The 25,964-nt window shown below is 63.4% G+C and carries 20 protein-coding genes and 1 riboswitch; of the genes, 10 read left to right on the top strand and 10 right to left on the bottom strand.

The genetic code is table 11. The features are described 5' to 3' along the window. From preA to F757_RS0115070, 6 genes are all read left to right on the top strand, one after another. The gene (gene preA, locus F757_RS0115095; protein WP_027212120.1) at window positions 1–1,323 is read left to right on the top strand and encodes an NAD-dependent dihydropyrimidine dehydrogenase subunit PreA; all 1,323 of its coding nucleotides are present in this window, start codon (window positions 1–3) and stop codon (window positions 1,321–1,323) included. Between the two features lie 111 nt (window positions 1,324–1,434). Beyond that, window positions 1,435–2,946, top strand: coding sequence for an NCS1 family nucleobase:cation symporter-1 (locus F757_RS0115090; protein ID WP_027212119.1), 1,512 nt, complete (start codon window positions 1,435–1,437; stop codon window positions 2,944–2,946). A gap of 50 nt (window positions 2,947–2,996) precedes the next feature. Continuing rightward, entirely contained in the window at window positions 2,997–4,448 is a 1,452-nt protein-coding gene (hydA, locus tag F757_RS0115085; protein ID WP_027212118.1) for a dihydropyrimidinase, read from the top strand. Between the two features lie 374 nt (window positions 4,449–4,822). After that, entirely contained in the window at window positions 4,823–5,602 is a 780-nt protein-coding gene (locus F757_RS0115080; protein WP_027212117.1) for an amino acid ABC transporter substrate-binding protein, read from the top strand. 22 nt (window positions 5,603–5,624) lie between these two features. After that, window positions 5,625–6,302, top strand: coding sequence for an amino acid ABC transporter permease (locus F757_RS0115075; protein WP_013338679.1), 678 nt, complete (start codon window positions 5,625–5,627; stop codon window positions 6,300–6,302). After that, the gene (locus tag F757_RS0115070) at window positions 6,302–7,069 is read left to right on the top strand and encodes an amino acid ABC transporter ATP-binding protein (RefSeq protein WP_027212116.1); all 768 of its coding nucleotides are present in this window, start codon (window positions 6,302–6,304) and stop codon (window positions 7,067–7,069) included. Before F757_RS0115075 ends, F757_RS0115070 begins: the two co-directional genes overlap by 1 nt. A 217-nt stretch (window positions 7,070–7,286) precedes the next feature. Here F757_RS0115070 and leuA read toward each other — a convergent pair whose 3' ends face one another. After that, window positions 7,287–9,005: a 2-isopropylmalate synthase gene (leuA, locus tag F757_RS0115065; protein WP_027212115.1), complete on the bottom strand. Its 1,719-nt coding sequence runs from the start codon at window positions 9,003–9,005 to the stop codon at window positions 7,287–7,289. A gap of 300 nt (window positions 9,006–9,305) precedes the next feature. Here leuA and F757_RS0115060 point away from each other — a divergent pair, with 300 nt between their 5' ends. Continuing rightward, on the top strand, window positions 9,306–9,959 hold the full coding sequence (locus tag F757_RS0115060) for a hypothetical protein (RefSeq protein WP_027212114.1): 654 nt from the start codon (window positions 9,306–9,308) through the stop codon (window positions 9,957–9,959). Window positions 9,960–10,338: 379 nt separating this feature from the next. Here the strand turns inward: F757_RS0115060 and F757_RS0115055 are convergent, their stop codons facing one another. From F757_RS0115055 to F757_RS0115045, 3 genes are all read right to left on the bottom strand, one after another. Next, complete coding sequence (locus F757_RS0115055) at window positions 10,339–12,273, bottom strand: hypothetical protein (protein ID WP_027212113.1); 1,935 nt, start codon at window positions 12,271–12,273, stop codon at window positions 10,339–10,341. Between the two features lie 143 nt (window positions 12,274–12,416). After that, window positions 12,417–13,682, bottom strand: a complete 1,266-nt coding sequence (locus F757_RS0115050) for a DUF3443 domain-containing protein (RefSeq protein ID WP_027212112.1) — start codon at window positions 13,680–13,682, stop codon at window positions 12,417–12,419. Between the two features lie 133 nt (window positions 13,683–13,815). Continuing rightward, window positions 13,816–14,274: a DUF2844 domain-containing protein gene (locus tag F757_RS0115045; RefSeq protein ID WP_027212111.1), complete on the bottom strand. Its 459-nt coding sequence runs from the start codon at window positions 14,272–14,274 to the stop codon at window positions 13,816–13,818. A 346-nt stretch (window positions 14,275–14,620) separates the two neighbouring features. Here F757_RS0115045 and bamC point away from each other — a divergent pair, with 346 nt between their 5' ends. Further along, window positions 14,621–15,853 (top strand): outer membrane protein assembly factor BamC, encoded by a 1,233-nt coding sequence (gene bamC, locus F757_RS0115040; RefSeq protein WP_027212110.1) that lies wholly within the window; start codon window positions 14,621–14,623, stop codon window positions 15,851–15,853. A gap of 179 nt (window positions 15,854–16,032) precedes the next feature. Next, the gene (locus tag F757_RS36205) at window positions 16,033–16,197 is read left to right on the top strand and encodes a hypothetical protein (RefSeq protein WP_198021401.1); all 165 of its coding nucleotides are present in this window, start codon (window positions 16,033–16,035) and stop codon (window positions 16,195–16,197) included. Between the two features lie 638 nt (window positions 16,198–16,835). On the opposite strand, the gene F757_RS0115030 is transcribed toward F757_RS36205, so the two are convergent. From F757_RS0115030 to F757_RS0114995, 6 genes are all read right to left on the bottom strand, one after another. Further along, window positions 16,836–17,762, bottom strand: coding sequence for a DMT family transporter (locus F757_RS0115030; protein WP_027212109.1), 927 nt, complete (start codon window positions 17,760–17,762; stop codon window positions 16,836–16,838). Between the two features lie 269 nt (window positions 17,763–18,031). After that, the gene (locus F757_RS0115025; RefSeq protein ID WP_027212108.1) at window positions 18,032–19,630 is read right to left on the bottom strand and encodes an L-lactate permease; all 1,599 of its coding nucleotides are present in this window, start codon (window positions 19,628–19,630) and stop codon (window positions 18,032–18,034) included. Between the two features lie 577 nt (window positions 19,631–20,207). Then, a complete protein-coding gene (locus F757_RS0115015) occupies window positions 20,208–20,747 on the bottom strand; it encodes a hypothetical protein (protein ID WP_027212106.1) in 540 nt (179 codons plus the stop codon). Between the two features lie 327 nt (window positions 20,748–21,074). After that, window positions 21,075–21,287 carry a glycine zipper 2TM domain-containing protein gene (locus F757_RS0115010; RefSeq protein WP_013338691.1) on the bottom strand — a complete coding sequence of 71 codons (213 nt, stop codon included), beginning with the start codon at window positions 21,285–21,287 and terminating at the stop codon, window positions 21,075–21,077. Between the two features lie 260 nt (window positions 21,288–21,547). Then, window positions 21,548–23,479, bottom strand: a complete 1,932-nt coding sequence (thiC, locus tag F757_RS0115000) for a phosphomethylpyrimidine synthase ThiC (protein ID WP_013338692.1) — start codon at window positions 23,477–23,479, stop codon at window positions 21,548–21,550. A 131-nt stretch (window positions 23,480–23,610) separates the two neighbouring features. Then, a riboswitch (TPP riboswitch) is annotated at window positions 23,611–23,729 on the bottom strand. Window positions 23,730–23,952: 223 nt separating this feature from the next. After that, the gene (locus F757_RS0114995) at window positions 23,953–24,372 is read right to left on the bottom strand and encodes a GreA/GreB family elongation factor (protein ID WP_027212105.1); all 420 of its coding nucleotides are present in this window, start codon (window positions 24,370–24,372) and stop codon (window positions 23,953–23,955) included. A gap of 758 nt (window positions 24,373–25,130) precedes the next feature. Here F757_RS0114995 and F757_RS0114985 point away from each other — a divergent pair. Continuing rightward, complete coding sequence (locus F757_RS0114985) at window positions 25,131–25,961, top strand: DUF1223 domain-containing protein (RefSeq protein ID WP_027212103.1); 831 nt, start codon at window positions 25,131–25,133, stop codon at window positions 25,959–25,961. Window positions 25,962–25,964 lie beyond the last annotated feature (3 nt).

Here is a 25,964-nt window from a genome sequence, read left to right as displayed (position 1 = left end):
ATGGCCGATCTGCGCTGTACGATTGCCGGCATCTCATCGCCGAATCCCTTCTGGCTCGCTTCCGCGCCGCCGACCGACAAAGCCTATAACGTGAACCGCGCGTTCGAGGCAGGCTGGGGCGGCGTGGTGTGGAAGACGCTCGGCCTCGACCCGCACGTGGTCAACGTGAGTTCGCGCTACGGCGCCGTGCAATGGAACGGTCAGCGTATCGCGGGGCTCAACAACATCGAGCTGATTACGGATCGTCCGCTGGAAGTGAATCTGCGAGAGATCGCGCAGGTCAAACGCGACTGGCCCGAGCGGGCGATGATCGTGTCGCTGATGGTGCCGTGCAATGAGCGCGACTGGAAATGGATATTGCCGCTAGTGGAAGACACCGGCGCCGATGCGGTGGAATTGAATTTCGGCTGTCCGCACGGCATGAGCGAACGAGGCATGGGCTCGGCGGTCGGTCAGGTGCCCGAATACATCGAAATGGTTACGCGCTGGGTCAAGGAAGGCACGCGCCTGCCGTGCCTCGTGAAGCTCACCCCAAACATTAGCGACATTCGCCTCGGGTCGCGCGCGGCATACAAGGGCGGCGCGGACGGCGTTTCGTTGATCAACACGATCAACTCGATTGTCGCCGTCGATCTCGACGCGATGTCGCCATTGCCGATGGTCGACGGCAAGGGCACGCATGGAGGCTACTGCGGCCCGGCGGTCAAGCCGATCGCGCTCAACATGGTGGCCGAAATCGCGCGCGACGAACAAACGCCGAACCTGCCGATCTCGGGCATAGGCGGCATTTCCACGTGGCGCGATGCGGCGGAATTCATGGTGCTGGGCGCCGGCAGCGTGCAGGTTTGCACGGCGGCCATGCACTACGGCTTTCGCATCGTGACGGATCTCGCGGACGGCCTCTCGAACTGGATGGATGAAAAGGGCTACGCGACGCTCGACGACATCCGCGGGCGGGCGGTGCCCAACGTCACTGACTGGAAGTATCTGAACCTCAACTACAGCATCAAGGCGCGCATCGATCAGGACAAGTGCATTCAATGCGGGCTATGTCATATCGCGTGCGAAGACACTGCGCACCAGGCGATCACAAAAGAAAAAGCTGGCGTGCGGCATTTTGAAGTGATGGACTCCGAATGTGTGGGCTGCAATCTGTGCATGCACGTGTGCCCCGTCGAGCAATGCATCACGATGGAGCGCGTGGATAACGGCGAGTACGCGAACTGGACCACCCATCCGAACAATCCGGCCCGCGTGGACGTGGCACAGAGCGAAGCGCACGAAGCAGACACGGAGCCGGCGCACGCGGCAAAAGCCGCCTGAAACAGGGCACTTTTTCATTGCACAGCGCTTGTGCAGGAGCCGTGTTTTCCTTAACGCCCGACGCACCGCAAGAAGCCGCGCGGGCTGCAACGATCAAGTGGAGATCTTTCGATGAAGCAGACCGCGCAACCCGCCGACCCGCAATTCGCGGCCGGCGCGCACAGCAGCAGTCTTTACAACGACGACCTCGCGCCGACCGGCACCGCGCAGCGCACTTGGCGCTGGTATCACTTCGCCGCGCTGTGGGTGGGCATGGTGATGAACATTGCGTCATACATGCTAGCCGCCGGCTTGACCGAACAGGGCATGTCGCCGTGGCAGGCGGTAATGACGGTCTTGCTCGGCAACATGATCGTGCTTGTGCCGATGCTGCTGATCGGTCACGCGGGCGCGAAGCACGGCATCCCGTATGCGGTGCTGGTGCGCTCGTCGTTCGGCACCCAGGGCGCCAAGCTGCCTGCAATGCTGCGCGCCATCGTGGCGTGCGGCTGGTACGGTATCCAGACGTGGCTGGGCGGCAGCGCGATCTATACGCTACTGAATATTCTGACCGGCAACGCGCTGCATGGCGCGGCCTTGCCGTTCATCGACATTTCCATTGGACAGCTCGCCTGTTTTCTCCTCTTCTGGGCGCTGCAGATTTACTTCATCGTGCACGGCACAGATTCGATCCGCTGGCTCGAAAGCTGGTCGGCGCCTATCAAGATCGTGATGTGCGTGGCGCTCGTGTGGTGGGCGACCTCGAAGGCGGGTGGCCTCGGCTCGATGCTTTCCGCACCGTCGCAGTTCGTGCCGGGAGGCAAAAAAGAGGGGATGTTCTGGTTCACGTTCTGGCCGAGCCTCACTGCGATGGTGGGCTTCTGGGCCACGCTTGCGCTGAACATTCCCGACTTCACACGCTTTGCGAGAACACAGCGCGACCAGATGGTCGGACAGTCGATCGGCTTGCCGGTGCCGATGGCTTTGCTCTCGGTCATCTCCGTGGTCGTGACTTCGGCGACCGTGGTGATCTACGGCAAGGCGATCTGGGACCCGATCGACCTGACGAGCCGGATGACTGGTATCGGCGTTGGGCTGGCGCTCGTCATTCTCACGCTCGACACCATGTGCTGCAATCTGGCCGCGAATCTCGTCGGCCCCGCTTATGATTTTTCGAGCCTGTGGCCCAAAGGCATTTCGTATCGCGCGGGCGGCATGATCACCGCGACCATTGCGATCGTGATGATGCCGTGGAAGATTCTCGCGACCACGCAGGGCTATATCTTCACGTGGCTCGTCGGCTATTCGGCGCTGCTGGGTCCGGTGGCCGGCATTCTGATGGTCGACTACTTCCTGATTCGCGGCACGCGCCTCGATACGCGCGAGCTCTTCGACGAGCGCGGCGAATATAGCTATACAGGCGGATGGAACATTGGCGCGGTGGTCGCGCTCGTGATTGGCGTGTTGCCGAATCTGCCCGGTTTCCTGCACACCGCCTTTCCGGCTTCGTTTGCCAACGTGCCGTCGATCTTCAATACGCTCTATACGTATGCATGGTTTGTCGGGCTTGCATTGGCGTCGGTCGTCTATAGCGCATGGATGAAGTTCAGCAAGGGACCGAGTGCGCGCGTGGCGAGCGCGTAGACAACAACGCTGGCGGCAGCGATATAAGCAAGTTCACAAGGAGGCGGAACATGACGACCCTGATTCGCGGCGGCACGATCGTCGATGCGGAAAACACCTACCGTGCCGACGTGTTATGTGCCGATCCGCAGGACGGCGGCACGATCCTGCAGATCGGCGCGGACCTCGCGGCCCCGGCGGGCGCGGCGATAGTCGATGCGGGCGGCCAGTATGTGATGCCGGGCGGCATCGACCCGCACACGCACATGGAGCTGCCGTTCATGGGCACCACGGCGAGCGACGATTTCTACACCGGCACGGCGGCCGGATTGTCGGGCGGCACGACGAGCATCATCGACTTCGTGATTCCGAGTCCTAAACAAAGCCTGATGGAAGCGTTCAACGAGTGGCGCGGCTGGGCCGAGAAGGCGTCGGCAGATTATGGCTTTCATGTGGCCGTTACCTGGTGGGACGATTCGGTGTACCGCGACATGGGCACGCTCGTGCATGAGCACGGTGTGTCGAGCTTCAAGCACTTCATGGCCTACAAGAACGCGATCATGGCCGACGACGAAGTGCTGGTGAACAGCTTCTCGCGTTCGCTGGAACTCGGCGCGCTGCCTACCGTGCATGCGGAAAACGGCGAGCTGGTGTTTCAGCTGCAGCGTCAGTTGCTCGCAAAGGGCTTTACTGGTCCGGAAGCTCACCCGCTATCGCGGCCGCCGGAGGTGGAAGGCGAGGCCGCCAACCGCGCGATTCGCATTGCCCAGGTGCTTGGCGTGCCGGTGTATATCGTGCACGTGTCTGCTAAAGACGCGGTCGACGCGATCTCCCGCGCGCGCAGCGAAGGTCTGCGCGTATTCGGCGAAGTGCTGCCGGGCCACCTGGTGATAGACGAAGCGGTATATCGCGATCCCGACTGGACGCGCGCGGCCGCTCATGTGATGAGCCCGCCGTTTCGCTCAGTCGAGCATCGCGAAGCACTCTGGCGCGGCTTGCAGGCCGGGCAACTGCATACCACGGCCACCGATCACTGCGTCTTTTGCGCATCGCAGAAGGCAATGGGCCGCGAAGACTTCACGAAGATCCCGAACGGCTGCGGCGGTGTGGAAGACCGCATGGCCGTGCTATGGCATCACGGCGTGAACTCGGGGCGTCTCACGCCCAATGAGTTCGTGCGCATCACGTCCACCAATGCCGCGCAAATCTTCAACCTGTATCCGCGCAAAGGCGCGATACGCGTGGGCGCCGATGCGGACATCGTCGTGTGGGACCCGCAGGCAAGCAAGACCATTTCGGTGAAGACGCATCATCAGAACGTGGACTTCAACGTCTTCGAAGGAATGACCGTGCAGGGCGTGGCCATGCATACGCTCACGCGCGGCGCGCTTGCCTGGACCGATGGCGAGTTGCGCGCAGCGCGTGGCGCGGGCCGTTATCAGAAGCGTCCGCCCAACCCGGCATACTTCGATGCGATCCGGGTGTCCAACAGGCTGAAAGAGCCGCATCCGGTGGAGCGGTAGAGGTCTCGCCAGCATGACCGGCGGCGCGGGCGGGCCACGCCCGCGCCGCGTTTGCCCCGCTGCCGCGCATTCGCCGCGGCACAACCGTCTCGCGTTTTCCCCGATGGCGCCGCGCCCACGTTCCATGTTGCGATGCATGCCGCGCATTCGTATCTGCTGTAGAGTTGAAACTCGCGCGATGGCGAACGCCGCGGCTGCGGCTTAGCACGCATGTGCATATGAATTGGAAACCTGATCCTTTGTAAAAAGGCAAGCCGTTTGCTACAGTCCGCCCACTCCGCCGGGCGAGCTCGTCTGCGGAACTGCCGACACAAGACCAGGCATACGGCCTGGCCACACCAGGCATTCGGCCTGGCCACTTTAGGGAGCCTCTCATGAAGTCGATTCGTTCCATCCTTCTGGTTGCGCTGCTTGCGGTCGCCGCGAGCCCCGTCTTCGCAGCCGATGAATTCGCGCAGATCAAGTCCTCGGGCGTGTTCAGGATCGGCACCGAAGGCACTTATGCGCCGTTCACGTACCACGATGAATCGGGCAAGCTCACCGGCTTCGACGTGGAGATCGGCACGCAGATCGCGCAGCGCCTGGGCGTCAAGCCGCAATTCGTCGAAGGCAAATGGGACGGCCTGATCGCGGGGCTCGACGTGAACCGCTACGACGCGGTGATCAATGAAGTCGCGGTCACGGACGCGCGCAAGGCGAAGTACGATTTCTCGGACCCATACATCACGTCGCACGCGGTGCTGATCGTGCGCTCGGACAACACCACCATCAAAACCTTCGGCGACCTGAAGGGCAAGAAGTCGGCCAATACGCTCACCAGCAACTTCGGCAAGATCGCGGTGGCCCACGGCGCGGAAGTGATCCCGGTGCAGGGCTTTAACGAATCGATCGACCTGTTGACCGCCGGCCGGGTGGACGCAACCGTCAACGATTCACTGTCGTTCCTCGACTTCAAGAAGCACAAGCCGAATGCGAAGGTGAAGATCGCCGCGCTGGATACGTCGGGCGAGAGCAGCGACAAGTCCGCTGTGCTGATCCGCAAGGGCAGCCCGGAGCTCGTCGCGGCCATCAACAAGGCGCTCGCGGATATGAAGAAAGACGGCACGTACGCGAAGATTTCGCAGAAGTACTTCGGCAAGGACGTCTCCCAGTAAACGCCTTTTGCGAGTCTGAATCATGCCGGCATGGTTGCATCTGATGGCGCAGTCGCTGTGGCCCCTGCTGTATGCGGGGCTCGTGTTCACGGTGCCGCTCACGCTGGCGTCGTTCGCTATCGGGCTTGCGCTCGCGTTTATCGTCGCGCTCGTGCGGCTGTTCGGGCCGAAGTGGGCGGTGGCGGCGGTGCGCTTTTACGTGTGGCTCTTTCGCGGCTCGCCGTTGCTCGTGCAACTATTCGTGATCTTCTACGGCTTGCCGAACGTCGGCATCGTGCTCGATCCGTTGACCGCGGCGATTATCGGATTTTCGCTGAACGTGGGCGCGTACAACTCCGAGGTGATACGCGGCGTGATCGAGTCGATCCCGAAAGGGCAGTGGGAAGCCGCGTATTCGATGGGCATGACGCGCGAGCAGGCGCTGCGCCGCGCGATTCTTCCGCAAGCGGCGCGCGTCGCGCTGCCCCCGCTATCCAACTCGTTTATCGCGCTCGTGAAGGACACCTCGCTCGCGGCCGTGCTGACCGTGCCCGAGGTGTTCCAGGCCGCGCAGCGAATTGCTTCGGTGACCTACGAACCGTTGATTCTGTATACCGAGGCCGCGCTCGTGTATCTGCTGTTCAGCTCGGTGCTGTCGTCGGCGCAGGTGAGGCTCGAGCGCAAGTTCGGCCGTCACGCACTCTTTCAGGCGGGCAACTGATGATCCGACTGGAAAAAATCGACAAGTACTTTAGCGGACACCGTGTGCTCGATTCGGTCGATCTGCATCTGGCGCAGGGCAACGTAACTGCGCTCATCGGTCCGTCGGGCAGCGGCAAAAGTACGCTGCTGCGCTGCGTGAATCTGCTCGAGATTCCCGAAGCCGGTTCGCTGGAAATCGGCGATCAGAAACTCACCTTCACTCAGGACGAGAGGCCGTCGCGCGAAACAGTGCTCACCATTCGGCGCCGTACCGGCATGGTGTTTCAGAACTTCCAGCTGTTTCCGCATCTGACGGTGCGTCAGAACGTGATGGAAGGGCTGCTGACCGTGCTCAAGTGGGACAAGGAAAAAGCGCGCGCCCGCGCCGACGAACTACTGGAAAAAGTCGGTATCGCTCATAAGGGCGACGCGTGGCCCGTCACCCTCTCGGGCGGGCAACAGCAACGCGTGGCGATTGCGCGCGCGTTGGCGCCGTCGCCCGAAGTGTTGCTGTGCGACGAACCGACCTCCGCGCTCGATCCGGGCCTTGCCGCCGAAGTGGTGGAAGTGCTCAAGCAGCTCGCGAGCGAAGGCATGACCATGCTGATGGCGACGCACGACTTGCGGCTCGCGGCGACGATCGCGCGCGACGTGGTGTTTCTGAACAATGGCGTGGTCGTGGAGTCGGGGCCGTCGCGCGATGTCTTCATGCGGCCGAAGCAGGAGGAGACCGCGCGTTTCGTGTCGACGCTCACGCACAGCTTGCCTGATGCGTGGACTGAGTAGAAGGCCGGGTCGGTCGTGCGGCACGTCTGCGCAGGTGTGCCGCTCGGGTTGGCTGTAAAGAGCAAAGAATGCTGCGAGCCAAAAAAACTGCACCCCAGAAGTCGGACACAGGTCCAGCCTTTCGGGGTGTTTCACCGTTTCCTCGAACTCGCGGCGCAGTGGCTCAGACTGAGCGCCCTTTTGCGAGTCTGGTCATCGCCGCCCGGCTAGCCGCGGCTCATGCTTCCGCGCGCTCTGCTTCGTCGCTCAGCGCCGTGTCGAAGAAGCGTTGCTTCGCTTCCTCGCTGGCACGCGCATAAGCGCGGTTCACACCGCTGATTACCGCGCGAATCGACGCCGTCACCAGATTGGCGTCGATACCCACGCCGAACGCGCTGCCGGTCACGTCTGCGCCGGCCATTTCAGCGACGGCCACCGCGCGGGCATCCGCGCCTTGCGTCAACGCGCGCTCCTCGTAGTGCTGGACGCGCACCGGCACGTCGAGCGCGTGCATGAGGGCGTCCAGCGGACCGTTGCCTTCACCGTGCAACACGCGGCGCGCGCCGTTGATGTCGACGGTCAGCTTGATGCGCTCGCGTCCATCCTGCTCGGACAGGCTGTGGCCGACGTAATGAACCGGCGCGGCGGTGCGCACATATTCCTGCTGGAACAATTCCCAGATCTGCGGCGAGGTGACTTCCTGTCCGCTCGTATCGGTAAAGCGCTGCACGGCCGAGCTGAAATCCACCTGCAGGCGGCGCGGCAACACGACGCCGTAGCTCTGCTCGAGCAGATACGCAATGCCGCCCTTGCCCGACTGGCTGTTCACGCGAATCACGGAGTCGTATGTGCGGCCCAGGTCGTTCGGATCGATCGGCATATAAGGCACTTCCCACAGCGCGTCCGGCTTCTGCGCGGCAAAGCCCTTCTTGATCGCGTCCTGGTGCGAGCCGGAGAACGCCGTGAACACCAGGTCGCCGACATATGGATGACGGGGGTGCACCGGCAACTGCGTGCATTCTTCGGCGGTGCGCGCGACTTCGTTGATGTTCGAAAAGTCGAGCCCCGGGTCGACGCCCTGCGTATACAGATTCAACGCCAGCGTGACGAGGTCCACGTTGCCAGTGCGTTCGCCGTTGCCGAACAGGCACCCTTCGATGCGGTCCGCACCGGCCATCACCGCGAGTTCCGCGGCGGCGACAGCCGTGCCGCGGTCGTTATGCGGATGCACGGAGACGATCAGCGAATCGCGCCGGGCGAGGTTGCGGTGCATCCATTCGATCTGGTCGGCGTACACATTCGGGGTGGCCATTTCGACGGTGGCCGGCAGGTTGACGATGGCCTTGTGCTCAGGCGTCGGTTGCCAGATGTCGAATACGGCGTCGCAGACTTCCTTGGCGAATTCGAGTTCGGTGCCGCTGAACACTTCCGGACTGTACTGCAGCGTGAAGTGCGTTTGCGGCGCGGCGTCGGCAAGACGCTTCATGGTGCGCGCGGCTTTTTGCGCGAGTTCCTTTACGCCGTTCTGATCGAGGCCGAACACGATCTTGCGGAATTCCGGCGCCGTTGCGTTGTACAGGTGGACGATCGCGCGCGGCGCACCACGCAACGATTCGAAGGTGCGTTCGATCAGGTCGTCGCGAGCCTGCGTCAACACTTCGATCGTGACGTCGTCGGGAATGTGGCCGCCCTCGATCAGCTCGCGCACGAAATTGAAATCGGTTTGCGACGCCGACGGGAACGCGACCTCGATTTCCTTGAAGCCGATCTGCACCAGCGTCTTGAACATGCGCATCTTGCGCTCGCTGTTCATCGGCTCGAACAGTGCCTGGTTGCCGTCGCGCAGGTCGGTGCTCATCCAGATGGGTGCGCGCGTAATGGTGCGCGACGGCCACTGGCGGTCCGTCAAATTGATGGGCTTGAACGAGCGGTACTTGGTGGCAGGGTTTTTCAACATTTTCATCGTCCGTGGATTCGACAGGCAGGTAGTCGACCGGACGACAAAAACGTAAAGCAGGGCCGCCGGTCGGGAACCGGGGCTGGTCAGTTACTGGGAAATTATGCGGTGCTTCGGGTGATTCAGTTGGAAGCGCGCAGCAGCAGACCTAGCCCGGTAGAGCGGGCTAGTAGTAGCGAGAGGGTGGTCTGGGCGCGGTACATAGTGCGCAATGGGAACATATTATTGGGACGGCGTCAAGCACGGGCTCGTGCACGCGCCCAGGCTACAATTCCCGACGGTTTGACAAACGGAACGTCAATGAAGATTCGGATTCTCACTCTCGCGTGCGTCTCGAGCGCTGCGGTACTGCTCGCGGCCTGCACCGCTGTCTACAAGAACTCCGACGCGTGCGAGCAGTTAATGCGCAGCAAGCTGGCGGAGACATCGTCCGATACGCTGAAGATCCGCCATACAGGCGCTGGTATCGACGGTTCGCGCGTGGTGGTGGAGGGGTCGATCGAACATGTGATGACGGCGTCCGAAGTTGCGGCGGCGCGTGCCGCTTCGGCCGTTGCGGCGCGGACGATGGCGGGGTCCGAAGCCGGAGCAACGGCCGCAACGACAGCCAGAAAAATGTCGGGGACCGCGGCGCAATCGCGGACGGAAGGCTCGGCGGGAAATTCGGCGGGAACTTTGACGCAAGCATCGGCCGGAACCAGACCCGGAGCAACGGCGAGTTCCGGAGCTTACGGGTCGCATGAGCCGGACTCTGCGCTTTCGTCTTCGCCGTCAGCGGCTTCCGAGGCCCGAGCGGCTGCGCAAGCGCCCAAGTCGGACAAGCCGAAAAAGGTCGTTCAAGCCGCGGCCGCCGAATGCACCTTTCATGGCCCCGTTCTCGGTACGTTTAGCTGGCTTGCGCCGGCAAAGCTGGCTGCGCCGTCGGGGCAAGACGAGAGCGAAGCGGACGAGTAAAGCGGACGAGTAAAGCGGACGAGTAAAGCGGACGAGTAAAGCGGACGAGTAAAGCGGACGAGTAAAGCGGACAAATAAAGCGGGCGAACAAAGCGGGCGAACAAAGCGGGCGAACAAAGCGGGCGAACAAAGCGGGCGAACAAAGCGGGCGAACAAAGCGGGCGAATAAAGCGGGCGAACAAAGCTCCACCACGCAACGATTATCCGCGCTCGCGAAGCGAGTCACGGCTGAAGCCACGGCTGAGCGCCGCCGCCGTGGCCATGCCATGCGAGAACACAGACTCACGCACGCCAGTACCGGTTGCACCGGCGGCGCCACACCCAGCGTAATTGGCCGACGGCTGCGTCGGCCCTCAGGCAACTGTTAGCCGCCCAACGCTCAACTCGTTACCTCGACCTCACGCCGGCTATGCGTTTTTTTCATCAGGGCGAGGACGCTTTCGGGAAACGCTTCCGGGCGGCCTTCAAAGCAACGCTCGACCGCTTGTGTATCGAGCAACCGCTGCCGCAACGCTATGCGTTCGTCATGCCCGTCGATCATGCGGACGGCTGCCGCAATATAGCCCGCTGTGTCGTCTGCCGTTGTCCACGGCGGCATGCCCACGCGCTGGAAGAGCGCGCTATCAATACGCTCGAACACCTCGCGCCCGCGCATGCACACGCCAGGCAGGCCGAGTGTGAGCGCGTCGACGATGCCATTGGTATTGCCGAACGGAAACGGGCTGAGGAACAGATCCGAGCTATTGACCCGCTCCATGTAGCTCGGATACTGATGGAACCCATGCACGACGGAGCCAGGCAACGCGCGGCCAATTACCTCGCGCATATGGTCGAGCGGCAGACCGGGGTGTACGCCGCTCATGAAATGAAACTCGACAGGCGATGTGGCGCGCTCCCCGATTTCCCGGCATGCATCGAGAAACGCGGGGTTGAGCTTCATCGCGCTCGCGGTAATGACCACTTGCAGCGTGGCGCGCTGCGCCCCCCTGGACGCGACGACAGTAGGAACGACCCCAGGAACGACAGCCGGGACAATGGCTGGCAGCGCAACGGAGGGCCGGTACGGCTGCCCGTCTTTCGGCAGCTTCATGATGCGCTCGCTGAAGCAGGCCGGATCGCCCAGATAGTCTTCCTCGACGCTGATGTAGTCGATTTTGTCCGAATGCGTGGTGGCCGGGTGCCCGAGCCCCGCAATCTGCAGCGGCGCGACCCGCAGATTCGACATGAAGATGGTCATCACGAACATGCCGACGCTCGGCATGTACAGCACGTCCGGCTTTTCCCGCTCGGCAAACTCGCGAATAGTGCGCAGACATTCGCCAATGTACTCCGGCTCCTCGAGTTCGATAAAACGGTCAAAGACGGCTCGGCCAATGTCGTCGAGCGCATAGCCGAAGCCGAAGGCCACCACTTCGAAATGCTCGCGCGCAGCTTCCAGCGTGCGCGAGTGCGTCCGGTAGATAGAATGCGCGCCGCCGAACCATTCGAGCACCACCAGCATGAGCGGCTTCTTGCGCCGCTTCGCCTTGGTCTTTGAGTTTGCCTTCGCTTTCGCCACGCCGGGCGCAGGCGCCGCCGGCAGGTCGCTCAGACCGAGTTGCGCGAGCTTGCGCCGCACCAGCACGTTGATATCGCGCTTGATCTCATGCCGGCGAGGCGACTGCGCGTAGCTGCAGAACATATAGGCGTTATGCAGCAAGGCCGTGGGCAGATCGTCGAGGTCTTCGATCTCTTGCAGTTTGCCAGGCAGCCATTCGATCAACGCCTCGCGCTTCACGTGGGCGTTCGCCGAACCCTTGAAAACCGGTGCGAACAGGACAAGCGCGAGGCAGGCGGCAAGCACTTTGTCGTACGCCCACAGCGCAGCAAACTCCAGTTCGAACTCGGACTCCGTCGAATAGAGTATGCAGAGCTTTCCAACAAAGCTGTCGCCGGGGAGAAACTGCCGGTCTTGCGGGCCGCGCGGGTTGAGGTGGCGCGCCACATGGTCCGCATTGCCCAACGGTGTGACGGAAAACAGCAAGCCAACCCATTCGTGCAACGTCAAGAAAAGTTTGAAACATTCGGCCGGCGGCGTGAATGCCGGATCGGCAAATAGTGTGGAAGCCCCGCTGGCGAGCCGCGTGCAGAAGCGCTGATGTTGCTCGGCAGGCGTGAGGCCGATCATGCCCGACGCGAGGAAGCTCTCGTCGAGCAGGCCGCGCTTGTTCTGCAGCAGCGCAAGTGCGCAGAGCAACTGGATGGTTGCGCGGTTATGCTGCCGCGTATAAACCAGTTGCTCGAAATCGTCGAGGGAAAAGGTGGCGTCTTGCATTGGGTGGCGGTTGGTAGTTACGCATGACTAACTATCGTGCTGAAAGCGTTAGCCGCGAACGGCCATTATCGCAGCCACCCAATATCGAATTCACGCAATGCGTGAGTTTGTGAATTTTCGGCACGCCAAATGCGGTCTTGCCTTCAGAAGGCGTAGTACGGCCCCGGTCCCGCAGACGTCATGCGCGAGGCAATCGCCGTGTACACGCGCCGGCCGAAAAAGAACGGCAAACCCCAGCCGAAACTGCTCGCGGCAGGTCCCGCCAGATTGTTGAAAGCATTATTTGCCGACGCAAACAGCTCGCGCGAGTTGCCGACATTGAATGTCACCGTGTTAAAAGCGCCGTTCGCTCCGGTGATCGTCGCGCTCTCTGTTTGCGTGGAAGCGGGGCAATACCAGTAGCCGCACTGCGGCAGTTGCGTGTCGCGATAGAAGACACCGTTCGAGCCCGTGTCCAGATAGCTTTGCGTGTAGAGCTGCCCGTTCTGCGTCGTGCTGACGTAGCCGGTTTGCGGACTGCCTTTGAGTACGCCCGCGCCGCCGAGCGTGTTGTTCGCCTGTGTGCCGATGCCGAAGATCATCGAACCGGACACGGTAAGCGCGCCGTCGTCAGGGATGGCTGGCAGATCGATCACCACGCCGTTGTTGTCGAGCGGGAAGCGGCTGACGGGATTGACCACCTGCTGCGCGAGCGGCTGCGCGCTCGGCTGGCAAGCTCCGCTCGCGTCGCAGCTGTAGTACCAGCGGGGCAAGGCAGCATTCGCGCAGGCGCCGCCGCAGTCGGCCGCGAACACGCCGACGCCGAGAATACCATTGGCGCGCAATGTGTCGAGCGTGAGCATCGACGGGCCGGAGCCCGCGCAGTCCGAGGGCACCGACGGCACGGAAGGATCTGCGATCAGCTGGATCGGAATCGCCGCGGCGAGTTGTCCGGCCATGCGCACGTCGGCGCTGCGTACGGCGCCCCACGCGTAGCCGCCGCCGAACACCGCGCACTCGCCCGACACGCCGCCGCCCGAGGGCACTGCGGCGAGCGGCAGGCTGGCCGGCAGCGCCGAGGCAAGAATGCGCAGGCCGTGCGAGCCGGTGTCGACCTGAATGTTGTCGATGGTCGCGCAATTATCGGTGCCTGGCTGACACAGCGTGACGCTCGTGGTCAGCATGTTGCGCGTGAGATGCGGTGCGGCGTGCACGACGATCGGCTGAACGTTTGGCGTATTCGACTGGGCGACGCTCGTGCTGCCGGGCGTGGAAGCGGCAAGCGGTGCGGAGGCTGCGGGGGCGCTGGCTGCGCCGCCTGGGGCGCTCGCGCCAGTGGCGGCGGCCGGTGCGCTGCCGCCTCCGCCGCCGCAAGCGGCGAGCGCGGCACAGACAAGGAAGAGGGCGCAAAGGAGGGCGTTTGGTTTCATGGCATCAGTGGGCGATAGTTTTTGTGGTTGTCCGGGACATGCGCGCTAGCGGAACGCGGCGCGGGCGTCGGAGCTTCGGGCGCGGCTTGCGCCGCGGGCGTCCGCGACAAGCGTCGCCGGGTGCGAACGACGCTCAGTGCAGGTCGTCCGCCGACACGCCCGGCGGCAACGCGGCGGGAAGCCAGGCGCGGCCCGCGTAGCCGCGCATCGGCCCGCCCGATTCGACGATCACGTCTGGCCGCGCGACGCGCGACGTGTGCAGATTGCCGGTCGCCGCCACAGTCGCCGCGCCCGCCCGGTAAGAGCCGGCGTACTTGCCGAGCAGCGCGGCCAGATCCGGCATGGTCGGCCCTTGCCATGTGTAGGCGACGATCTCGCCGTTGCTCGTCCCATACTCGTTGATGGTCGTGTTGCCCGCATCCGTCGAGGTGCGCACGCGCAGCGCGCCGTTGAGCACGTTTTGCGGCGCGCTGGCGCCTGGTTTGGGCACCATCACAGCGCCGAGTTGCGCGCAAGCATTCGCGCTGCTGCATAGCGTCGCGACGGCCATTACGGAGGCAGCCAGAAGGCGGGAAGGATCGGGTTGTGGCATGACGTTGTCTCCTGCGTAGGACGCCCAGGTCGTACTGCGAGGGCGTTTTGAAGATAGCACTCGTGCTGGCTCACCACGCCAGGAGCCAATCTCGCGGGTTTGCGTCATCCCAAAAACGGCGGCTGTCGAATCTCAAAAAGAGCCTTTGAAAACAATGTCCTGACAGGAGGTTGGCGCCGCTCTGGCAAGCTATTAGGAATGGTTGTTGATTGTTAAAAGTGACTCGCGCAAGAGTGGGCCTCGGGCGGGGCAAACCCCAGTTTTTGCACAGGGCTCGCCGGGATCGGTAAAATGTTGGGTTGATCCACGGAAACTTGCCGTGGCGTAGCGGAAGGATTCCCCGAACATGACTGATCTTCGTCTTACCAAGCGGTTCGCAGTAATGCTGATGGCAGGCGGGCTGGTCGCCGGCTGCGGCACGTCGTCGCCGACCAAGGTCGACTACAAGAGCGACTCGAAATCGAAGCAGGTGTCACTTGCCGTCCCGCCGAATCTGATCGACGAGACGGCCGATCAGCGTTCCTTGCCCCCGCAAGGCGGCGAAACCTCGTTGTCCACGCTGCGTCAGGTGCAGGCGCAGGCGCCTGCGGCGAACACCGTGTCCGTCGTGCCGCCGGTGAGCGGCATGCACATTCAGCGCGACGGCACGGAAAGCTGGCTCGTCATCGACAACAAGGCGCCGGCGCAGGCCTGGCCGCAGATTCGCCGGTTCTGGCAGGAGCAGGGTTTCCTGCTGGTCGTCGACCAGCGCGACAAGGGCGTGATGGAGACCGACTGGAACGAAACGCACGCGCAGATTAACGACGGCCTGATCCGCAGCACGTTGTCGAAGGCGATGGGCAACAGCTACGTCACGTCCGAGCGCAACAAGTACCGCACGCGCCTCGAGCCGGCGCCCAACGGCGGCACGTATGTGTTCATCAGCCAGAAGGGCATGCGCGAAGCGTTGACCGGCACGAACAACGACTCGAGCACGTGGCAGCCCAAGCCGAACGATCCCGGCCTCGAGCAGGAATATCTGAAGCGCCTGATGGCTGCGCTCGCACTCGCCGATTCGCGCACGAAGGCGGGCAGCGCGCAGAGCGCCGAGCTCTCGCCCGCGGGTGCGCAGGCGGCACCCGGTGCAGCGAGCGCAGGTGCGAAGTCGGCGGCTGCGGCCACGGCTGCGCAGAACGTCGTGCTGGCGGCACAGCAGCCCGTGCGCGATCCCGAGTCGGCGGGCGGCTCGGCGCAGCTAACGTCGAACGAGCTGACGCTGGGCGAACCTTACGACCGCGCCTGGCTGCGGGTGGGCCTCGCGCTGGACCGCAGCAACTTCACTGTCGACGACCGCGATCTGACGCGCGGCCTCTACTTCGTGCGCTATGTCGACCCGAAGGATATGTCGTCGGCTGAGCAGGGTTTCTGGAGCCAGGTGTTCCACGGCAAGAAAGAGAAGGTCGCGAAGCAGTACCGCGTGAACGTGCGTGCGCTCACGCCGGATCAAACGCGGGTAGCGGTGGTCGACGACAAGGGTGGTATCGACGAAAGCGCGCAGGCGAGGCAGATCCTGACTCTGATGGCCGACCAGTTGCACTGAGCGCGTCGCTGGGAAACCGGCGACAGGCCGTATGAGAACCCGCCCGGAGCATGATGTTCCGGGCGGTTTTTTTATGGCTTTCGCACCGCGGGGCAGCGGGCGTTCGCTTGCGAATTCCGCGCACGAGTCTTGCTCGTCACCAGGATGCCGGCACGAACCGGCATTCGACGGAGATGGCCATGTTCGACGTGATCCCTTACTGGATGTGGGCGGCGAGCCTGCTGGTTCTCGCGCTCGTGTGCGGCGCGGCACTCAACCCGCGTCAACCGCGCGAGCGGCGTGAGCCGCGTTTTGAGCGGGGCCGGCAGGTGGGCGTGCTGCGCTCGAAGTGGCCGATGCGTTGACTCCGCGCCGCCTGCGGCTTGCTGCCTGGCGGCTTGCCTGCCCAGGCGCCCGGCGTGCCTATGCAGACGCCCGGCCTTCCTTTGCCGGCGTCCGCCCGGCCGCGCTCAATCACGCGCTAGCAGGCCGCCGCTGATTCGCCTTCGCTCGAGGCCGCACCCTTCCCGAGAGCGTTCCACCTGCGCACGATCCATCTGCGCAAGGCGTGCGCCGCGGCGCGTCTCGCGAAAAGCACAGGCCGCAGCCGCTTGATGTCACGTTACTGCGCTGACGTTACGCCGGGTGACGTAACTCTCCTGCGACCCTGCAGGCCGCCTGCGCTAGTCTTCCTCACGCCGTCCAATCCCCTGCCAGATCAACAGGTTGCCGCGACATTCTGCGGTTTTTACATAACTGGCATACAAGGTGCTTTTAGCTTGAAGGGGCCGGATTGCCGCAGCCCCGACGCAAGCGCCCCTTTTGCGCACGTTGCTCAACCAGTCGAGCGTCGGTGATTAAGCCGATGCTCTGCCCAACGACGGCCACGCGTCCAACGCGCGGGCCCGGTGGCCCCGTCGCCTATCCTCGTAGGGCGACGGTTTTTTGCCCGCGCTCCGCTGGAGCGCGGGCTATTTTTCGCGCTGGCTGCCACAGGCTCGGGTCAGGTATCTGCGTGCCGCGTGCCGAACCACGGCAAGCGCTTGACGACGCCGGTCGCCAGTGCCGTACCCACGAGAATAACTGCGCAGCCTTCGAGCATGCCCGCCGATACGCCTTCGCCGAGAAACAGCGCGCCCCACAAAATGCCGAAGATCGGGATCACGAACGTGACCGTGATGGCTCGCGCCGGGCCCGCTACGGCGATCAGGTGAAAGAACAGCATGTAGGCGATGCCCGTGCATGCGACGCCGAGCGCGAGTACGGCGCCCCACGCATGCAGCGACACCGGCGCGGCGGGCCAGTAGATCACGGCAAGCGGCAGCAGCACCACAGTCGCGCCGGTCATGGTGCCGGCGGCGACGGTGAGCGCATCGACGCCGGTCAGGTAACGTTTCGTATAGTTTGCCGCGATGCCGTACAACAGCGTCGCACCGAGCGCCGCGCCGGCGGCGAGAGCGGTGCCGAGCGGCGTGGCGCCGGAACCGCTCGGCGCGGCGATCTGATCCCATACCAGCATCAGCACGCCGAGAAAACCGATCGCGAGGCCGAGCGTGCGCAGCCCGCTTAGCCGATCACGCAGCCAGACGAACGCGACCAGGCCGCCCCACAGCGGCGTGGTCGCGTTGATCACCGAGGTGACGCCCGCGGAGAGCGTTATTTCCGCATAAGCGAACAGGCAGAACGGCGCGGCCGAATTGAGAATGCCGACTACGAGCAGCGGAAACGCTCGTGTGCGCAGAATCGTCGCGGATTGTTGCAACGGACGCCGCGCGAGGAGCACGACGATGAGAAATAGCGCGCCGATGCCGACGCGCAGCGCCATCAGCGGAGCCACGCCGAAGTCGGTCACGCCCACGCGGATAAACAGAAACGACGCGCCCCATAGGGCAGCGAGAATCAACAATTGAAAGAGGTTTTTGGCGGTCATTGTGGTGGCGTCGCGCGCGGTTGAGTCGAGACGCCACGCGCATCGTAACAGCGCGAAAGCCCAAAACGTTTCACGTTCGAATGAAACGGCAAGTACCGGGAGAGGACGTCTGACACACGTGATCGTAAGCGTCCCTGTCGGACGCGCAAAGCGAGTAATTCTCACGCTGATGTGAGAAAAATTGCGACTCCTGACGGAGCAGCCGCGAAGCGCGACGGCTGGCGTGGCAGACTCGCGAGTCCGCCGCGCGCGTCACCGCCGCCGGGGCTTCAATGTGGAATCATTCCTTGCAACACGTTCTGCTGGAGCCAGACGAGAATGCCGAGCAGCACCGTCAACAGAATGGAGTGCTTGAAGGTTCTCGCGAAAACCACGCCTTCCTTGCCTTTGAGGTCGGTCGTCGCCACGCCCGTGGAGATGTTTTGCGGCGAGATCATCTTGCCCATCACGCCGCCCGACGAATTGGTCGCTGCCATCAGCACCGGGTTGAGATTCAACTGATGGGCCGCGACTACTTGCAGATTGCCGAACAGCGCGTTGCCCGATGTGTCGCTGCCTGACAGAAACACCGCGACCCAGCCGAGAAACGCGGACACCAGCGGGAAGAAAGGTCCGACCGATGCAACGCCGAGCCCGAGCGTATAGGTGAGGCCCGAGTAATTCATCAGATACGCCAGTCCGACGATGGTCGCGACCGTCAGAATGGCAATGCGCGTCTGCACCCACGTATCGACGATGGCGGCGCCGAATTCGCGCGCGCGGAGCCTGACCACGAGGCTGGTGATGACGGCCGCGACCAGAATGGCGGTGCCCGTGGCGAGCGGCTGGAAGTCCCAGATCGCGCCATACGGCGTGTTGTACAACGTGATGAACACGGCCTTGTCGAGCCCCGGCCAGGGAATTTTCACGTCGCCGATCAGAAAGACCTTGGCCACTGTCCAGACGATCACGACGACCGACACAATGATCCAGGGATACCAGCCCTGGCCGCCGCCGATTCTGCCGCGCTCGTCGCTGACCCGGTCGATGTTCACCGCGAACGCCGGGTCGGCGGCCGGCTTCCATACGCGCAGAAACGCGATGGTGACGATCAGCGAAACCATCGACGACAACACGTCGGTCAGACTGTAATTGACGTAGTTCGACGCGACGAACTGCGTGAGCGCGAAACTCGCGCCCGACACCAGCAACACCGGCCAGATGCGCAGCATGTTGCGAAAGCCCGCGTAGACGGCGATCACATAGAAGGGCAGAAGGAGCGCGAAAAACGGCAACTGGCGGCCCACCATTTTGGCGAGCGAATCGGCCGGCAAATGCGTGACCGCACCGAGCACTGTAATGGGCACGCCGAGCGCGCCGAACGCAACCGGCGCGGTGTTGAAGATGAGCGTGAACGAGAGCGCCTCGAGCGTCGGAAAACCCAGCAGGATCAGCAGCGAACTGGTGATTGCGACCGGCGTGCCGAAGCCCGAAATACCTTCGAGCAGCGCGCCGAACGAGAAACCGATCACGACCAGTACCACGCGCCGGTCGTTCGGCAGGTTGTCGATCATCCACGTGCGAAACGCGGCGAAGCGGCCCGAACGCTGCGCGATGTTGTAGAGCAGGATCGCAGTGAACACGATCCACATGACCGGCCAGCACGCGAACACGGCGCCGGCCGCGACAGAATCGAGCGCGAGCCCTACCGGAAACTTCCATCCGGCAATGGCGACGGCGAGGCCGACGACGAGCCCCGCGAGCGACGCCTGCCACGCGGGCCGGCGCGCCCAGCCGAGCAGCACCAGCACGACGATGATCGGCAATGCCGCGACGAGAAACGACTCAGGCAGGGAATTGCCGACAGGGGTGAGCAGTTGATGAAACATCACGTCTCCTTCGTTGTTGTTCGAAATCGACGCGAAATTGCCAATGACGGGACGCGTCGCTGGTGCTGGACGGACGAGCGCCGCCGGTGGAAACAACGGGCGGCCCGGTTTTTAAGCGCTTACTGTGTGAGGCCTAACAAAGAATAGAGCGCGAGGCTCGCGCGTCAAGAAGGGAAAGTACGGGAGGAGGGCGCAAGCGCCCGAAGGGGACAGGCGGATGGCGCGAGGGAAAGGCTTCGAGCTCTTGGTTGCCGAACCCAGTCCGTAGAGGCGGGGCTTGGGGAGCCGGCCAGGAAGCTGACTGTAGGAAGCCGGGGTGGAGATGCCGGCCTGAAGAAGCCGCCCCAGGAAGTCGGCTTCAGAAGACCGGGTCTGAGAAGCCTGCTTCCAGGAAGTCGGCTTCAGGAAAGCGGCCCGAGGAGCCGCCCGAGGAAACCGGCTGCAGAAAACCGGGCCGAGACGCCGCCCGAGAAAGTCGGCTTCACGAAACCGGGCCGAGAAACCTGCTACCGAGAAGCCGAGCTTCAAAAACGACCTAAAAAAACCGGCACAGTCAACCAGCCTCGTGCTCGACCCCTCAATGATGCCGCCCCCGCCCGCCACCGCCCCACGACCAGCCGAAGCCGATGGACACCGCCGGGCCATACCAGCCCGGATAGCCATAGCCGTACCAGGCCGGATAGACTGGCCGCGGATAGTACACGGGATAAGCGGGCGCCACGTACACCGGCACTGGCGGCTGCGCGACCACATACGTCTGTGGCGCGGCGTCCGGCAGCGGCTGCGCTTGCTGAGCCTGCTGAGCTTGTTGAACCGGCGGCGACTGCTGCGACTGCTGCGACTGCGACCCTGACTGTGGCCCCCCGGACGAATCGGTTGCCGTGCCGAGCGGCACTTCGCGCTGGGCGGCGCTGGCTGGCACCGTCGCGTAATAGGCCGGGTAGGCGGAAGGGTAGTAAGCCGGATAGTAGCCGTACGGGTAGTAGCAGCCCGACAGCAGCAGCGCGCCCGCGACGCCGCTCAGCACGAGCCGGCTGTGGCCGATAGATCGCGCAGAATGCATGCGCTGCAGGCGCATACCCCTCGTGAAAAGAGAATTGATGACGCGGGACTTCATGACGCGCTCCATTTGCGAACAACGTGGCCGACGCCCTCGCCGGCACGTTATTGCACGAGCTTACGCCCCTGGTGCGGGATAAACATTGCAAAACCGTAACGGCGCATTGCGCCGCGTTGCAGCCGGGTTGCAGCCAACTCGCGGCCAACTCGCGGCCAACTCGCGGCCAACTCGCGGCCAAATTGCAGCCCTGCTAGAGCCGCGTCGCGAGTTCTCATGCAGCGATGTTTTCCTCACGTAACGAACGCCACATAACTTGAGCCTGACCGCCGCAAACCGGGCGCGGTCTTGCAGCCGCGCCCGCCTACACAAGTGATACGCGAGGGCTTACTTGCCGACCTGATTGCCGATCACGCCGCCCACCGCCGCGCCGCCGAGTGTAGACAGCGCGCTGCCGCCGATCACCGCACCCGCCGCGCCGCCGACGCCTGCGCCGATTGCCGTGTCACGCTGCCGCGTGGTCATACCTTCGCACGCCGAGAGGCTTGCAACCACCGCCACGATCATCGCAAGCGAACCCATTTTACGGATCGATTTCATGATGACTCACTCCCTTTGTTGTGATTAGAAGCCGCCTGTCGTTATGCAATTGTTGGTTTGATCTTATCGCTGCAACCAGTATCGAGTTGTGTGAGGTTGTCAGCAGACTGACGGTTTCGTAATCAAATGTTTCTCTCGGTGCAGCATGCGCCATGCCTGGCCGGTGGCGAAAAAAAGCCCGCCGTAGCGGCGGGCTTCGAGCGGGAGGAAGTTGTGCGCGCATCGACCCCGGTGGCAGCCGGCGCGGTGCGCGGCCACCATCATTGCCGCTGGTAGATTTCTGCGCCCTTCTTCATGAACTCGATCGACTTCACTTCCATGCCTTTTTTCAGCGCCTCGTCGTCGGTGACGCCCTGTTGCGCGGCGAACTCGCGCACGTCCTGGGTAATCTTCATCGAGCAGAAGTGCGGTCCGCACATCGAGCAGAAATGCGCGACCTTGGCTGAATCCTTCGGCAGCGTTTCGTCGTGGAATTCGCGCGCCTTGTCCGGATCGAGGCCCAGGTTGAACTGGTCTTCCCAGCGGAACTCGAAGCGCGCCTTCGAGAGCGCGTTGTCGCGCACCTGCGCGCCCGGATGACCCTTGGCCAGGTCGGCGGCATGCGCAGCGAGCTTGTACGTGATGATGCCGGTCTTCACGTCGTCCTTGTTCGGCAAGCCGAGGTGCTCCTTCGGCGTCACGTAGCAGAGCATGGCCGTGCCGAACCAGCCGATCATCGCCGCGCCGATCCCTGACGTGATGTGGTCGTAGCCCGGCGCGATGTCGGTGGTGAGCGGCCCGAGCGTGTAGAAGGGCGCTTCGTCGCACCATTCGAGCTGCAGGTCCATGTTCTCCTTGATCAGTTGCATCGGCACGTGGCCGGGGCCTTCGATCATCGTCTGCACGTCGTGCTTCCACGCAATCTGCGTGAGTTCGCCGAGCGTCTTCAGTTCGCCGAGCTGCGCTTCGTCGTTCGCGTCGTAGATCGAGCCGGGGCGCAGGCCGTCGCCGAGCGAAAAGGCCACGTCATACGCCTTCATGATTTCGCAGATGTCTTCGAAATGCTCGTACAGGAAGCTTTCCTTGTGATGCGCGAGGCACCACTTCGCCATGATCGAGCCGCCGCGCGACACAATGCCGGTCATGCGCTTCGCGGTGAGCGGCACGTATTGCAGACGCACGCCTGCGTGAATCGTGAAGTAGTCGACGCCTTGCTCGGCCTGTTCGATCAGCGTGTCGCGGAAAATTTCCCACGTCAGGTCTTCGGCCTTGCCATTGACCTTTTCGAGCGCCTGATAGATCGGCACTGTGCCGATCGGCACCGGCGAATTGCGGATGATCCACTCGCGCGTTTCGTGAATGTGCTTGCCGGTGGACAGGTCCATCACCGTGTCGCCGCCCCAGCGGATCGCCCAGGTCATCTTGTCGACTTCTTCGCCGATGGAAGAGGTCACCGCCGAGTTGCCGATGTTCGCGTTCACCTTCACGAGGAAGTTGCGGCCAATGATCATCGGCTCGCTTTCCGGGTGATTGATATTGTTCGGGATGATCGCGCGGCCGCGCGCCACTTCTTCGCGCACGAATTCGGGCGTGATCTCGGTCACGCCATTCGGGCCGAACGCGCTCGCACCGAACGCCTGGCCCGGATGCTGGCGGCCCATCATCGCGGCGAGTTTTTCACCGTTCGGGCCGCTTTTCTTCAGGCTCTCCAGATATTCGGCGCGGCGCTGGTTCTCGCGAATCGCGATGTACTCCATTTCCGGCGTGATGATGCCTTTACGCGCGTAGTGCATCTGCGAAACGTTCTTGCCGGGCAGTGCGCGGCGTGGCGTACGGTGCAGGCCCTGGAAACGCAGTTCCGCGGTGGCCGGGTCGGCGGCGCGCTCGCGGCCGTATTCGCTCGTGAGGCCGGTGAGCGCCTCGGTGTCGCCGCGTTCCTCGATCCAGCGCTGACGCAGCGCCGGCAAACCGGCGCGAATGTCGATCTTCGCGTCCGGGTCGGAATACGGGCCCGACGTATCGTAGACGTAGACGGGCGGATTCTTCTCGCCGCCGAAGCTGTCAGGCGTATCGGCCTGGGTGATTTCGCGCATCGGCACGCGGATGTCGGGACGGGAGCCGGTCACGTAGACCTTGCGGGAATTCGGCAGCGGCGCGACGGCGGCTTCGTCGACGTGGGCGTCGGCGGAAAGAAACTTCGGATTGGCGTTCATGCGTGTTCTCCATGTGTCGGCCCGGAGCGGGCGATAGCACGCCTTGTCCGGTCCCATGCAATGTGGGGCCGCTAAGCAGGAGACGAGATGGAAGTAGTCGGAATTCGCGAGGAGTAAGGCCTGGAGCTGCGGTGCGAAATCCGTACGCTTCCCTGCGCTGGCATTATCCAGATCAGGTTCAAAGGGTATTTCTCACCCACATGGCACGGACCTCCAACTCCCGTGCTGCGCAGGACCCCCGCGTTAGCAGCGCACACGATACACCGGCCGGGCGCCGCTTGGCAACCCATGCGCGATGCGGTGCGGGCGCAGCGGGCGTGGCGCGGCGTGACCCGGCGATTTGCCCGCGCGCCCGAATCCCGCTTGAGCGCAGCGCTCTTACATGCGCCGCTTACGGACTATGCTTGTATTGACGCGGGCCGCCACGCATGACGCGGTGCAGCACGGGCGGCGCATGCGTTGGCGACGAACGACTAGCGCGTGAAGTCTTCGGCGGCTTCTGGCTGATACAGAATTTTTTCGAGCTTCAACACTTTCTCGTCGCCGCTTGGCGGCATGAAGCGGATGTGCTCGCCGCGCTTTGCGCCTAGCAGCGCGAGGCCCACCGGCGAAAACACATTCAGGCGGCCGTGCGCGAAGTCGGCTTCGGGCGGATAGACGACGGTCCATGTCATATGCTCGCCGCTCGCTTCGTCGACGAGCGTGGCCTGCGAGTTCATCGTCACCACGTTGGCGGGAATCTCGCGCGAGTCGACGATCACGGCACGCTCCAGCACGTCGTCGAGCATTTCCTGGAAGCGGGCAGGCGCGCCCGGCGCGGCGGCGTGCTTCTCAAGACGGGCGACGTCGAGTTCGGTGAGGTAACACTGCTTGGCTTTTCGGGTGGTTTTCACGACGGGTACTCCAGTTCGAATCTGCTATACGGCGGCTGCAATCTCTACGACGAGAGGACATCCTGCTGATGTGATCGGCCCGGCGCCCCGACAGTCCCTCGAGGGACGACGCGGCTTCGGCAGGAGAGCGAACAGCGTCAGTCGGAGTGCCGGGCGGCGGGAAGCGGTGCCGTTGTCGGCGAAAGCGTTCGCAACCGTTCGCCGGCTTCATGCGGCGCGAACTGCACGCGCGCGCAACCGGTTGCGCGGCAAGGGCGCAAGCGGGTGAACGAGCGTGAGGTCGGCAAACGCATGAAGGGCAGTTGGATATCGAATGGAGTGAACGACGCGCCGCGCGAATCCGGATGATGGAAGCCACATAGCGAAGCAGCGCGGACGGTAGATGCATGTTAGCACGGCGTCTTTCGGCAGCCTTCGCGAAGCTTTCGCCGTCGTAGGTTTTGACGTGGGTTCAAACCGGCGAGATAGCGCGAGCACTCGCCGCGCCAGATGGCAAATGCGAGGCGAAAAAAATTTTGCAGAGCGGTGTCATAACCGGCGGCGTGCCTCGACAAACGTGCAGATCCTGAGCGGAGCACGCCATGCAACCAGTATTCAAGCACTGCACGCAGTACGCGCGGCACACGCAACACACGCACCACACGCACCACACGCACCACACGCACCACACGCACCACACGCACCACACGCAACACACGCAACACACGCAACACACGCAACACACGCAACACACGCCGCGCACCCGGCGCAAGCGCCACATGCACCAGCGGCACCGGCCGCTTCAGCGCGCTGCCGCACTCGTCACCGCGTTCACGCTGCTGGGTGCGAGCGGTGTCGCGAGCGCTGCCAGCGCCATGTGCAGCGCGCACAGCCCGGCACATCGGGTTGCGCTCGTCGAGCTTTACAGCAGCGAAGGCTGCAATAGCTGCCCGCCCGCCGACGCGTGGCTCGGCCAATGGAAAAACAGCGGTTCCACGCAAAGCGTCGTGCCGCTCGCGTTGCACGTCGACTACTGGAACAGCCTCGGTTGGACCGACCGCTTTTCGCAACACCGTTTCACCGAGCGTCAGCAGATGCTTGCGAATTTTGCCGGCGGCCACACGGTCTACACGCCCGAAGTTTTCGTGGCGGGCCGCGAGTTGAGGAGCTGGTCGCAGCCGGACAGTTTCCAGAGTCGCGTCGGCAAGCTGATTGCCGAGCCCGCAAAGGCCGACGTCGCACTTGCTATCAAGCCGCGGCCGGGCATTGGTGCATTCGATGTCACCGCTCGCTTCGACAGCGCGGCGACCGGCGTCGCGACCCCGCTCAATGCGTACGTCGCGGTGTACGAAAACGCGCTGAGCTCGCAAGTCGGCGCGGGAGAAAACCGCGGCGCAACCTTGCATCACGAAAGGGTCGCGCGGCAATGGATCGGGCCGGTGCCGCTCGTTGGCGGCACGGCGCAGATTCGCCGCGACATCCGCCTCGAAAATGCGGGGGATACCGCCGACCACCGCCTTAATGCCGAGCGCGCCGGCGTGGTCGCGTTCGTTGAAAACGCCGCAACCGGCGACGTGCTGCAAGTGGCCGAACTGGCCTTCTGCCCGTAAGCG

The organism is Burkholderia sp. WSM2232 (genome assembly GCF_000472545.1).
Lineage (GTDB): Bacteria > Pseudomonadota > Gammaproteobacteria > Burkholderiales > Burkholderiaceae > Paraburkholderia.
Note: the sequence above shows the minus strand (reverse complement) of the source record. Positions and strands in the feature narration are given on the sequence as shown.

What these genes read in the sequence shown, in the direction of transcription:
- thiC (WP_013338692.1), bottom strand. Translation starts at nt 23,479, where the DNA reads ATGAACGCCAATCCGAAGTTTCTTTCCGCCGACGCCCACGTCGACGAA.
- leuA (WP_027212115.1), bottom strand. Translation starts at nt 9,005, where the DNA reads ATGTTGAAAAACCCTGCCACCAAGTACCGCTCGTTCAAGCCCATCAAT.
- F757_RS0114985 (WP_027212103.1), top strand. Translation starts at nt 25,131, where the DNA reads ATGCACCAGCGGCACCGGCCGCTTCAGCGCGCTGCCGCACTCGTCACC.
- F757_RS0115025 (WP_027212108.1), bottom strand. Translation starts at nt 19,630, where the DNA reads ATGTTTCATCAACTGCTCACCCCTGTCGGCAATTCCCTGCCTGAGTCG.
- F757_RS0115055 (WP_027212113.1), bottom strand. Translation starts at nt 12,273, where the DNA reads ATGCAAGACGCCACCTTTTCCCTCGACGATTTCGAGCAACTGGTTTAT.
- F757_RS36205 (WP_198021401.1), top strand. Translation starts at nt 16,033, where the DNA reads ATGTTCGACGTGATCCCTTACTGGATGTGGGCGGCGAGCCTGCTGGTT.
- F757_RS0115045 (WP_027212111.1), bottom strand. Translation starts at nt 14,274, where the DNA reads ATGCCACAACCCGATCCTTCCCGCCTTCTGGCTGCCTCCGTAATGGCC.
- F757_RS0115050 (WP_027212112.1), bottom strand. Translation starts at nt 13,682, where the DNA reads ATGAAACCAAACGCCCTCCTTTGCGCCCTCTTCCTTGTCTGTGCCGCG.
- F757_RS0115015 (WP_027212106.1), bottom strand. Translation starts at nt 20,747, where the DNA reads ATGAAGTCCCGCGTCATCAATTCTCTTTTCACGAGGGGTATGCGCCTG.
- F757_RS0115070 (WP_027212116.1), top strand. Translation starts at nt 6,302, where the DNA reads ATGATCCGACTGGAAAAAATCGACAAGTACTTTAGCGGACACCGTGTG.
- bamC (WP_027212110.1), top strand. Translation starts at nt 14,621, where the DNA reads ATGACTGATCTTCGTCTTACCAAGCGGTTCGCAGTAATGCTGATGGCA.
- preA (WP_027212120.1), top strand. Translation starts at nt 1, where the DNA reads ATGGCCGATCTGCGCTGTACGATTGCCGGCATCTCATCGCCGAATCCC.
- F757_RS0115075 (WP_013338679.1), top strand. Translation starts at nt 5,625, where the DNA reads ATGCCGGCATGGTTGCATCTGATGGCGCAGTCGCTGTGGCCCCTGCTG.
- hydA (WP_027212118.1), top strand. Translation starts at nt 2,997, where the DNA reads ATGACGACCCTGATTCGCGGCGGCACGATCGTCGATGCGGAAAACACC.
- F757_RS0115090 (WP_027212119.1), top strand. Translation starts at nt 1,435, where the DNA reads ATGAAGCAGACCGCGCAACCCGCCGACCCGCAATTCGCGGCCGGCGCG.
- F757_RS0115010 (WP_013338691.1), bottom strand. Translation starts at nt 21,287, where the DNA reads ATGAAATCGATCCGTAAAATGGGTTCGCTTGCGATGATCGTGGCGGTG.
- F757_RS0115080 (WP_027212117.1), top strand. Translation starts at nt 4,823, where the DNA reads ATGAAGTCGATTCGTTCCATCCTTCTGGTTGCGCTGCTTGCGGTCGCC.
- F757_RS0115060 (WP_027212114.1), top strand. Translation starts at nt 9,306, where the DNA reads ATGAAGATTCGGATTCTCACTCTCGCGTGCGTCTCGAGCGCTGCGGTA.
- F757_RS0115030 (WP_027212109.1), bottom strand. Translation starts at nt 17,762, where the DNA reads ATGACCGCCAAAAACCTCTTTCAATTGTTGATTCTCGCTGCCCTATGG.